The sequence below is a fragment of the Mesorhizobium sp. M4A.F.Ca.ET.020.02.1.1 genome (assembly GCF_004022645.1).
Lineage (GTDB): Bacteria > Pseudomonadota > Alphaproteobacteria > Rhizobiales > Rhizobiaceae > Mesorhizobium.
In genome coordinates this window covers 1-9447 of sequence record NZ_RZOI01000175.1, presented here as the reverse complement: position 1 = coordinate 9447, position 9447 = coordinate 1, and the positions used below count along the sequence as shown (strand labels likewise).

The 9447-nt window shown below is 65.6% G+C and carries 7 protein-coding genes and 1 pseudogene; 5 read left to right on the top strand and 3 right to left on the bottom strand.

Going from position 1 to position 9447, the window contains the following annotated elements; all coding sequences use genetic code 11:
- A pseudogene (locus EN742_RS13715) lies at positions 1–431 on the bottom strand (tryptophan--tRNA ligase); the annotation flags it as partial.
- Between the two features lie 175 nt (positions 432–606).
- On the opposite strand from EN742_RS13715, the gene EN742_RS13710 reads away from it, so the two are divergent.
- Together EN742_RS13710 and EN742_RS13705 are read left to right on the top strand one after the other, a co-directional pair.
- Positions 607–852, top strand: coding sequence for a type II toxin-antitoxin system VapB family antitoxin (locus tag EN742_RS13710; protein ID WP_127283976.1), 246 nt, complete (start codon positions 607–609; stop codon positions 850–852).
- Entirely contained in the window at positions 852–1256 is a 405-nt protein-coding gene (locus EN742_RS13705) for a type II toxin-antitoxin system VapC family toxin (RefSeq protein WP_127283977.1), read from the top strand. Before EN742_RS13710 ends, EN742_RS13705 begins: the two co-directional genes overlap by 1 nt.
- On the opposite strand, the gene murJ is transcribed toward EN742_RS13705, so the two are convergent.
- Positions 1231–2838: a murein biosynthesis integral membrane protein MurJ gene (gene murJ / locus EN742_RS13700; RefSeq protein WP_127405513.1), complete on the bottom strand. Its 1608-nt coding sequence runs from the start codon at positions 2836–2838 to the stop codon at positions 1231–1233. The genes EN742_RS13705 and murJ overlap by 26 nt on opposite strands.
- 40 nt (positions 2839–2878) lie before the next feature.
- Complete coding sequence (locus EN742_RS13695; protein WP_128332914.1) at positions 2879–5680, bottom strand: [protein-PII] uridylyltransferase; 2802 nt, start codon at positions 5678–5680, stop codon at positions 2879–2881.
- Between the two features lie 209 nt (positions 5681–5889).
- Here EN742_RS13695 and EN742_RS13690 point away from each other — a divergent pair, with 209 nt between their 5' ends.
- From EN742_RS13690 to EN742_RS13680, 3 genes are all read left to right on the top strand, one after another.
- Positions 5890–8397, top strand: coding sequence for a heavy metal translocating P-type ATPase (locus EN742_RS13690; protein WP_127421538.1), 2508 nt, complete (start codon positions 5890–5892; stop codon positions 8395–8397).
- A gap of 43 nt (positions 8398–8440) precedes the next feature.
- On the top strand, positions 8441–8833 hold the full coding sequence (locus EN742_RS13685; RefSeq protein ID WP_127407111.1) for a DUF305 domain-containing protein: 393 nt from the start codon (positions 8441–8443) through the stop codon (positions 8831–8833).
- Positions 8834–8926: 93 nt separating this feature from the next.
- Positions 8927–9447 (top strand): aldo/keto reductase (locus EN742_RS13680; protein WP_148670099.1); only part of this gene is annotated, 521 nt, incomplete at its 3' end.

Sequence of the window (9447 nt, the reverse complement as noted above, 5' to 3'; positions counted from 1 at the left end):
GTGGCGCGGTAAAGCAGGATGTCGGCCGCCATCAGGCTTGGATAGGCGAGCAGGCCGAGCGAGGCGTTCTCGCGGTCCTTGCCGGCCTTGTCCTTGAACTGCGTCATCTTGTTCATCCAGCCGATGCGCGCCACGCAGTTGAAGATCCAGGCAAGCTCGGCATGCTGCATCACCCGCGACTGGTTGAAGACGATGTGCTTCTTGGGGTCGATGCCGGAGGCGAGGAAGGCGGCGGTGATCGAGCGGGTCTGGTCGGCAAGGTCGTCATGGACGAGCTGCGCCGTCAGCGAATGCAGGTCGACGACGCAATAGATGCAGTCGGACTGTTCCTGGAGGGCGACGAATTTCTTGATGGCGCCGAGATAATTGCCGAGATGCAGGTTGCCGGTCGGCTGGACGCCCGAAAAGACGAGTGGCTTGAAGGCTGACATTTTTTCCTCATTGGCTTGTGGAGGGCCGTTTCGCGCGCGGCGAAAGTCTTTCGACGGGCGCGCTTATGGACGAAGCCCGGCATCCGATCAAGAGGCACCCAACGTGCCGATTAACGGGCTATTGACATTGGCATGCGGTGGCTACATGTTTCAAGCTACATGAAAGAATGTAGTCATGACCATCAATATCAACAACAAGGAAGCCGACAGGCTAACCCGCGCCTTCGCCAAAGCTGAGGGCGTCGGCATCACCGAGGCCATCGTGATCGCCATGCGCGAAGCCCTCGAACGGCGGCGCAACCGCGAGACGCCGTTGGAGACGGCAGCCCGGCTGAGGGCCGAGTTTGGAATTGAGTTGGGCGAGCAGGCGCGCAGGCCGTTGCCCCGCTCGGTCTATGATGAACTGTCCGGCGAGGACTGATGTTCGTCGATGCAGCCGCTATCGTTGCGATGCTGAGCAATGAAGCTGAGGCCGAACGCTGCGCGCAAGCGGTCGTGGACGCCTCGGCTCCATTCACCTCCGCAATCGCGGTCTGGGAAGCCTCAATGGCCCTATCCCGGCCGGAAAAGCTGGCAATACCGGTTGCCAGAAGCGCTGAGATTGTGACCCGTTTTCTTGAAGAGCGCGCAATTGCCTTGCGCGAGCTGCCGCCGGCGCTGGACGCGGCATCGCTATCCATCGAGGCCGCGTCGCGGTTTCGCAACAACGCCATCCGACTGAACCTGGCGGACTGTTTCCACTACGCTTGCGCACGCCACTACGCCGTTCCGATGCTTTCCACGGCCGACGAATTCAGGCTCACGGATCTGGAGACTGTTCCGTAACCGGCGGCGCTGCCTTTGCCTCGCCGCGCTTCACATTCCTGCGGATCATGCCGAAATCGGCGCCGCCGGTCGCGAAGGCGGCGATGAAATAGAGCGCAGCACCCCCCGCGACCAGTGCAAGCACCGTCGTTGCTTTCACGACCAGCGGTGAGCCGGGTCCGATCTGCGTCGCAAAATGCCGCTCCGCGAAGTAAAGCGCGGTCGCCATGATCACGGCGGACAGCACCAGCCGGGGAATGCGCTTCAACAGCGGAATGTCGCGACCCCAATGGCCGCGCCGGATCAGCACGGCAAGCAGCATCATGGCGTTGACCCAGCCGGCTATCGCAGACGCCACCGCGATGCCCGGCGCGCCCATCGACGGAAACAGCGACAGCGCGGTGGCGACATTCACGCCGACCGAGATGGCGGCGAACATCATCGGCGTGCGCGTGTCCTCTCGCGCGAAATAGCCGGGGGTGAAGGCCTTGATCAGCACGAAGGCCGGCAGGCCGAGACCGAAGATCGCCAGGATCGAGGCCACGATCGGCGTCGAATGGTTGGCGGCGAAGGCGCCGCGCTCGTAGACCAGCCGCACGATCGGCTCCGACATCACCCACAACGCGGCCGCCGCCGGCAAAGTCATGAACAGCGTGAACTCGACCGAGCGGTTTTGCAGGTTGGCGGCCTCGATCAGGTTGCCCGACTTCAACGCCCGCGACAGTTCCGGCAACAGGACGATCGCCACCGCCACGCCGACGACGCCGAGCGGCAATTGGTAGATGCGGTCGGCATAGGCCAGCGAGGACACGGCGCTGTCCTGCGCCGAGGCGATCGCCGTGCCGATCAGCTGGTTGATCTGGGTGATGCCGCCGGTGATCGCGGCCGGCAGCGCCAGGATCAGGAGCCGCTTGACGCTCGGCGTCATCTTCGGCCGGCGGAAGCCGATCGAGATGCCGGCATGGCGCACCGCCACCCAGACGATGGCGAGTTGCACCACCCCCGCCGCCAGCACGCCCCAGGACAGGCCGAAGCCGACGTCGTGCGCATCCAGCCCATTGTACCAAGCGTAGCCGAGCACGCCGATCAGGATGATGTTGAGGAAGACCGGCGCCACCGCCGCGGCGAAATAGCGGCGCAGCGAATTCAGCATGCCGGCCATCATGGCGCCGAGCGACATGCAGATGAGATAGGGGAACATGATGGTCGCAAGCGTGACCGTCGTCTCGAACTTGCCCGGCGTGTCGGCAAAGCCCGGCGCCACCAGGTAGCGCACGATCAGCGGCATCGCGAACTCCATGGCGATGGTCAACGCCAGCAGTGCCGTGAACAGCACGCCGAACACTTCCTCGGAGAAGCGCTTGGCGCCCTCGGTGCCATGCGTCTCGATCTCCTTGGCGAACAGCGGCACGAAGGCGGCGTTGAAGGCGCCCTCGGCGAACAGCCGGCGGAAGGTGTTGGGAAACTGGAAGGCGGCGTTGAAGGCGTCGGCCACCGGTCCGGTGCCCAGCGCCGCCGCCATCAGCATCTCGCGGCCGAAGCCGAGCGCGCGGCTCATCAGCGTGCCGGAAGCGACGGTGGCGAATTTCTTGACAAGGCTCATGCGCGGGGAGACTGCCTGTGCGATTGGGACAAAGTGATGGTCACTCGGCGGCGGCCTTGGACTTGCCGCCGCGCTCCGGCGCGATGCCTTCGAGCGATTCGATCAGCCGCTTGTGGATGGTGGCCATGCGCGTCGGGCTGTCGATCTTCTGTCCAGTGAGGTCGGTGACATAGAAGGTATCGATGACCTTCTCGCCGAAAGTGGTGATGTGCGCCGATGCAATGTCGAGCGACAGATCGGAAAGCGCCCCGGTGATCTCGGAGAGCAGGCCGGGCCGGTCGAGCCCCTCGATCTCGATGACCGAGAAGCGGTTCGACAGCGTGTTGCGGATCTCGGCCCGCGGCGGAATGCGGAAGACCTTGGCGCCGCGCTTGGGCTTGGTGCGCTTCTCGATCATTTCCGGCAGCCAGGTCTTGCCCGACAGCACGTCCTCGATCAGCCGGCCGACCCGTTCGGCGCGCCGGCGCTCGTCCTCGTCGAGGTCGAATTCCCTCGAAATCAGGATCGTGTCCAGCGCCCGGCCGTCCGAGGTGGTGAAGATCTGGGCGTCGACGATGTTGCCGCCGGCGGCGGCGCACGCGCCGGCGATCACCGACAGCAGGCGTGGATGGTCCTGCGCCAGGACGGTGATCTCGGTCACCGCCTCGAACTCGTGCGTCTTGACCATGGTGGCGAGCTTCTTGTCGGCGGCATCCGCCTCGCGGACGAACTCGGCATGGCGCAGCTGGTCGGCGAGGTCGACGGTCAGCAGGTAGTTCTCGTAGTGCTGGGCGACATAGCGCTTGCGCTCCTTCGCCGGCCAGTTGGCCAGCGCCTCGGCCAGCCGCTCGCGCGCAGCGGAAGTGCGCTCGGCGCGCGACACTTCGGAGAAGCCGCCGGTCAAGAGCAGCTCGGTCTCGTAGTACAGCGTGCGCAGCAACTGCCCCTTCCAGCCGTTCCAGACGCCCGGCCCGACGCCCCTGATATCGCAGACGGTGAGGATCAACAGCAGCTTCAGCCGCTCGACCGACTGCACGATCGAGGCGAAATCCTCGATCGTCTTGCGGTCGTTGAGGTCGCGCGTCTGCGCCGTCATCGACATCACGAGATGGTTCTCGACCAGCCAGGCCACCGTCTCGGTGTCGGCGGCCGACAGCCCCATATGCGGGCAGATGCGCCGCGCGATGCGGGCGCCGGCTTCCGAATGATCCTCCGGCCGCCCCTTGGCGACGTCGTGCAGGAGCACGGCGACATAGAGCGCCTCGCGGCTCTTCTTCAGCCCCGGCATCAGCGAATGCGACAGCGGATGCACCTTCTCGCCGTCGCCGCGCTCGATCTCGGCCAACACCCCGATGCAGCGGATCAGGTGCTCGTCCACCGTATAGTGGTGGTACATCGAGAACTGCATCATGGCGACGATCTTGCCGAAGTCCGGGATCAGCTTGCTCAGCAGCCCCGCCTCGTTCATGCGCCTGAGATTGAGCTCGGCGTAGCGGTCCGAGGTCAAAATGTCGAGGAACAGCCGGTTGGCCTCCTCGTCGCGCCTCAGCGCCTTGCCGACGAGGCCGAGCGAGCGGGTGAGCAGCTTCAGCGCGTCGGGGTGGAACTCCAGCCCATGCTTGTCGGCGAACCAGAACAGCCTGAGCAGATTGACCGGGTCGCGCTCGAACACCATGTCGTCGGCGACGTTGATGCGGTGATTGTCGACGATGAAATCGGACGTGCCGGCCAGCTTGCGCTTGCGACGCTGGAAGGTGAGGAAGATGCGGTTGAAACCAGGCACGTGCTTGGCCTGCTCTTCCTCGAGCGCGGCGCAGAAGATGCGGGTGAGGTCGCCGACATCCTTGGCGACGAGGAAGTAGTGCTTCATGAAGCGCTCGACCGCCGACAGGCCGGGATGGCTGGTATAGCCGAGCCGTTCGGCGATCTCGCGCTGGATGTCGAAATGCAGCCGCTCCTCAGCCTTGCCGGTGAGGAAGTGCATCTGGCAGCGCACCGCCCAGAGGAAATCCTCGGCCTTGAGGAATTCCCGGTATTCGGCCTCGGTGAAGACACCCTTCTCGACCAACTCCTCGCCGGTGCGCACCCGGTAGAAGTATTTGCCGATCCAGAACAGCGTCTGCAGGTCGCGCAGCCCGCCCTTGCCGTCCTTGACGTTGGGTTCGACCAGATAGCGGCTTTCTCCGGCCTTGGCGTGGCGATCGTCGCGTTCGGCAAGCTTGGCCTGCACATATTCGGGGCCGGTGGTGCGCACCACCTCATGGTCGAAACGCGTCAAAAGCTCGTCATAAAGTTTCTGCTCGCCCCACAGGAAACGCGCCTCCAGGATCGAGGTGCGGATCGTGATGTCGGTGCGCGACAGCCTGAGGCATTCGTCGATGTTGCGGGTGGCGTGGCCGACCTTCAGGCCGAGGTCCCACAGCATGTAGAGCATGTATTCGACGATCTGCTCGCCCCAAGGCGTCTGCTTGTAGGGAAGCAGGAACAACAGATCGATGTCGGACCCCGGCGCCAGCGTGCCGCGGCCGTAGCCGCCGACCGCCACCACCGCCATGCGCTCGGCCGCGGAGCGGTTCTTGACGCGATAGACGTGGGTGGCGGCGAAATCGTAGAGCGCCCGGATGATCTCGTCCATGACGTGCGACAGCCGGGCGGCGCAGGCGGTGCCGCCGCCGTCCTCCCTGAGCATGGCCTCCGCGATCTTGCGGCCGCCGGCGAGCCGCGCCTTGAGCAGCTGCAGGACGGCCGCGCGCGTCGCCGGCCCTGAACCGTCGCCGGCATGGGCCGCGGTGAGCGCCGTCATGTCGTGGCGCAGCATCACGCCGTCGATCAACTCGTCGAGTTTCAGGGAGATTTTTGCCATATGCCCGGGTCGGCCTTGCCTTTTTGGCGGCGTCTATAGCGCGTTTTCGCGGTGCTGGGTATGGGGCGGACGGACACGCCGACAATACGGGATTCCGCTGCCTCGACCGGCCGGGAATTGCCTGGCGGAAAAAATACGGCCGACCCTTGACCTTCCAGTTACTGGAAGCACTACCTCGGCCTCAGATCGCGACATAAGAGGCATTCCCAATGGCCCATTCCGACCAAGATCACCACGCGCACGGCGGCGGCTGCTGCTCCGCGAAGGGTACCGCGCCTGCCGCTGAGGCGGTCATCCGCGATCCGGTCTGCGGCATGACGGTCGATCAGACCGCCGGCAAGCCGACCGCCGAGCATGGCGGCCAGATCCATCATTTTTGCAGCGAGGGCTGCCGTTCGAAATTCGACGCCGATCCGGAAAGATACCTGACCGCCACCGATCCCGTTTGCGGCATGAGTGTCGATCGCTCCAGCGCCAGACACTTTATCCGCCACGAGGGCCAGGGCTTCTACTTCTGCTCGGCCGGCTGCAAGGGCAAGTTCGAGGCCGCGCCGGCCAATTATCTCGGCGACCGGCCGGCACCACAGCCGATGCCGAAGGGCACGCAATACACCTGTCCGATGCATCCCGAGATCATCCGCGACAAGCCGGGCGCTTGCCCGATCTGCGGCATGGCGCTGGAGCCGATGGGAGTGCCGACCGGCGACGAGGGTCCGAATCCCGAACTTGTCGATTTCACCCGGCGATTCTGGGTCAGCGCAGTGCTGTCCTTGCCCCTGCTCGTCATCGCCATGGCGCCTATGCTCGGCCTGAGCTTCGAAAGCTTAATCGACGACCGCACGAAGACATGGGCGGAGCTAGCGCTGGCGAGCCCTGTCGTGCTGTGGGCGGCGTTCCCGTTCTTCCATCGCGGCTGGGACTCGATCCGCAACCGCAGCCCCAACATGTGGACGCTGATCTCGCTCGGCGTCGGCGCGGCCTACCTCTACAGCGTCGCCGCCACGCTGTTTCCGGACATCTTTCCACACCAGTTCCGCGGCCATGGCGGCGCCGTGCCTGTCTATTTCGAGGCCGCCGCCGTCATCGTGGCACTGGTGTTCCTCGGCCAGGTGCTGGAGCTCAGAGCCCGCGAGCGCACCGGCTCGGCCATCCGCGCACTGCTCGACCTGGCACCGAAGACGGCGCGGCTGATCGGCGCCGACGGCTCCGAGAGCGACGTGCCGCTCGATACGGTCAAGGCCGGCGACCGGCTGCGCATCCGTCCGGGCGATGCCGTCCCGGTTGACGGCGTCGTGCTCGAGGGGCGCTCGGCGATCGACGAATCGATGATCACCGGCGAGCCGCTGCCGGTCGAAAAGACCGAGGGCGACGCGCTGACCGGCGGCACGCTCAACAAGAACGGCTCGCTGGTCATGCGCGCCGAGCGCATCGGCGCCGAGACGACGCTGTCGCGCATCGTCGAACTGGTTGCCAAGGCGCAGCGCTCGCGGGCGCCGATCCAGGGCCTGGCCGACCGCGTTTCCTTCTATTTCGTGCCGGCCGTCGTGCTGGTGGCGCTCGCCGCCTTCGCCGCCTGGGCGATCCTCGGGCCGCAGCCCAGCCTGATCTTCGCCATCGTCTCGGCGGTGTCGGTGCTGATCATCGCCTGTCCCTGCGCGCTGGGGCTGGCGACGCCGATGTCGATCATGACGGCGACCGGACGCGGCGCCCATGCCGGCGTGCTGATCAAGGAGGCGGCGGCGCTGGAGCGCTTCGCTTCCGTTGACACGCTGATCGTCGACAAGACCGGCACGCTGACCGAGGGCCGGCCGCGGCTGACCGACGTCGTCCCCGCCGGCGGCATCGCGGAAAACGAACTTCTGGCGCTGGCCGCCTCGCTTGAGAAGGGTTCGGAGCATCCGCTGGCCGAGGCGATCGTCGAGGGTGCGGCGGACCGCGGTATCAAGATAGCCGATGCCGGCGACTTCGAGGCCGTCACCGGCAAGGGCGTCTCCGGCACGGTGGCGGGCAGCAAGGTCGCGCTCGGCAATCCGGCGATGATGGCCGATCTCGGCATCGACACGGGCTCGGTTTCAGGGCCGGCGGACGCGCTGCGGGGCGAGGGCAAGACGGCGATGTTCGTCGCCATCGGCGGCAGGCTGGCCGGCATCGTCGCCGTCGCCGACCCGGTCAAGGCGACGACGGCCGAGGCGATCCGGGCGCTGCATGACAGCGGCTTGCGGATCATAATGGCGACCGGCGACAATGAGCGCACGGCGAGCGCCATAGCTGGCAAGCTCGGCATCGACGAAGTGCGCGCCGGCCTGCTGCCCGAGCAGAAGGGCGCGCTGGTCGAGGAACTGCGCACCAAGGGCGCAGGTGTCGCCATGGCCGGCGACGGCGTCAACGATGCGCCGGCACTTGCCGCCGCCGATGTTGGCATCGCCATGGGCACCGGCGCCGATGTTGCGGTGGAAAGCGCCGGCATCACGCTGGTCAAGGGCGATCTCAACGGCATCGTCAGGGCGCGCACGCTTGCCCAGGCGACGATCCGCAACATCCGCCAGAACCTTTTCTTCGCTTTCCTCTACAACGTGCTCGGGGTGCCCGTCGCGGCGGGCGTGCTCTACCCGCTCACCGGCACGCTGCTGTCGCCGATGCTGGCGGCGGCGGCGATGAGCCTGTCCTCGGTCTCGGTCATCGGCAACGCATTGCGGCTGAGGACGTTGAAACTCTGATCGAAGCTCCCAAATACGACTATCCATCAACAGGAGATACTGGATGACCTTGGCCAAGAAGATCGTGTTGCTGCTGATGGCGGCGGGAATGCTGCTCGCCGTCTTCCTCGAAAGCGTTCCGGCGCAGTCGCAGGAGATGAAGCACGACATGTCCGGCATGGCGATGGGCGCGGAGAGCCCTTCGACCGCCGGCTACAAGGCGGCGATGGACAAGATGCATGCCGCCATGATGGCAGATGAGTATTCGGGCGATGCCGACGTCGACTTCGTCCGCGGCATGATCCCGCATCACCAGGGCGCCATCGACATGGCCAAGGTGGTGCTCGCCAACGGCAAGGATCCGGAAATCCGCAGGCTCGCCGAAGGTGTCGTCAAGGCGCAGGAGGCCGAGATCAAGGAGATGCAGGCCTGGCTCGCCGCCCATCCGGCGAAGTAGGTTTTTGGCACGCGAGAAATCCGGGCGGGCTTGGCACCACTGGATTTCCTATCGCGGCTGTGATGCGATCCCGCCGTCAGTGAGAGCCCAGTCATGCCATCGACCATCAGAACCACCACATTGCCCTCGGGCGAAGCCGTCCAGGTGCTCGGCCAGGGCACTTGGAAAATGGGCGAGGACAGCCGCCACCGCGCCGACGAGGTGAGGGCCTTGCGGCTTGGGCTCGACCTCGGCATGACGCTGATCGACACCGCGGAGATGTATGCCAGCGGCGGCGCCGAGGAAGTGGTGGCGGAGGCCATCGCCGGGCGGCGCGACGAGCTGTTCCTGGTTAGCAAGGTGCTGCCGTCCAATGCCTCGCGCGCCGGGGTGAAGCGGGCCTGCGAGAACAGTCTGAGGCGTCTCGCCACGGACCGCATCGACCTCTATCTGCTGCACTGGCCGGGCAGCGTGCCGCTGGCCGAGACCGTCGAGGCTTTCGAGGCGCTGAAGGCGACCGGCAAGATCCGCCATTGGGGCGTCAGCAATTTCGACACCGATGAGATGGAGGAACTGGTCGGGCTGCGCGACGGCAGCAGCGTCCAGACAAATCAGGTGCTCTACAATCTCTGTCT

Bases quoted from the DNA above. Each gene is read 5' to 3' on its own strand.
- EN742_RS13685 (WP_127407111.1), top strand. From the start codon at position 8,441: ATGACCTTGGCCAAGAAGATCGTGTTGCTGCTGATGGCGGCGGGAATG.
- EN742_RS13695 (WP_128332914.1), bottom strand. From the start codon at position 5,680: ATGGCAAAAATCTCCCTGAAACTCGACGAGTTGATCGACGGCGTGATG.
- EN742_RS13705 (WP_127283977.1), top strand. From the start codon at position 852: ATGTTCGTCGATGCAGCCGCTATCGTTGCGATGCTGAGCAATGAAGCT.
- murJ (WP_127405513.1), bottom strand. From the start codon at position 2,838: ATGAGCCTTGTCAAGAAATTCGCCACCGTCGCTTCCGGCACGCTGATG.
- EN742_RS13710 (WP_127283976.1), top strand. From the start codon at position 607: ATGACCATCAATATCAACAACAAGGAAGCCGACAGGCTAACCCGCGCC.
- EN742_RS13690 (WP_127421538.1), top strand. From the start codon at position 5,890: ATGGCCCATTCCGACCAAGATCACCACGCGCACGGCGGCGGCTGCTGC.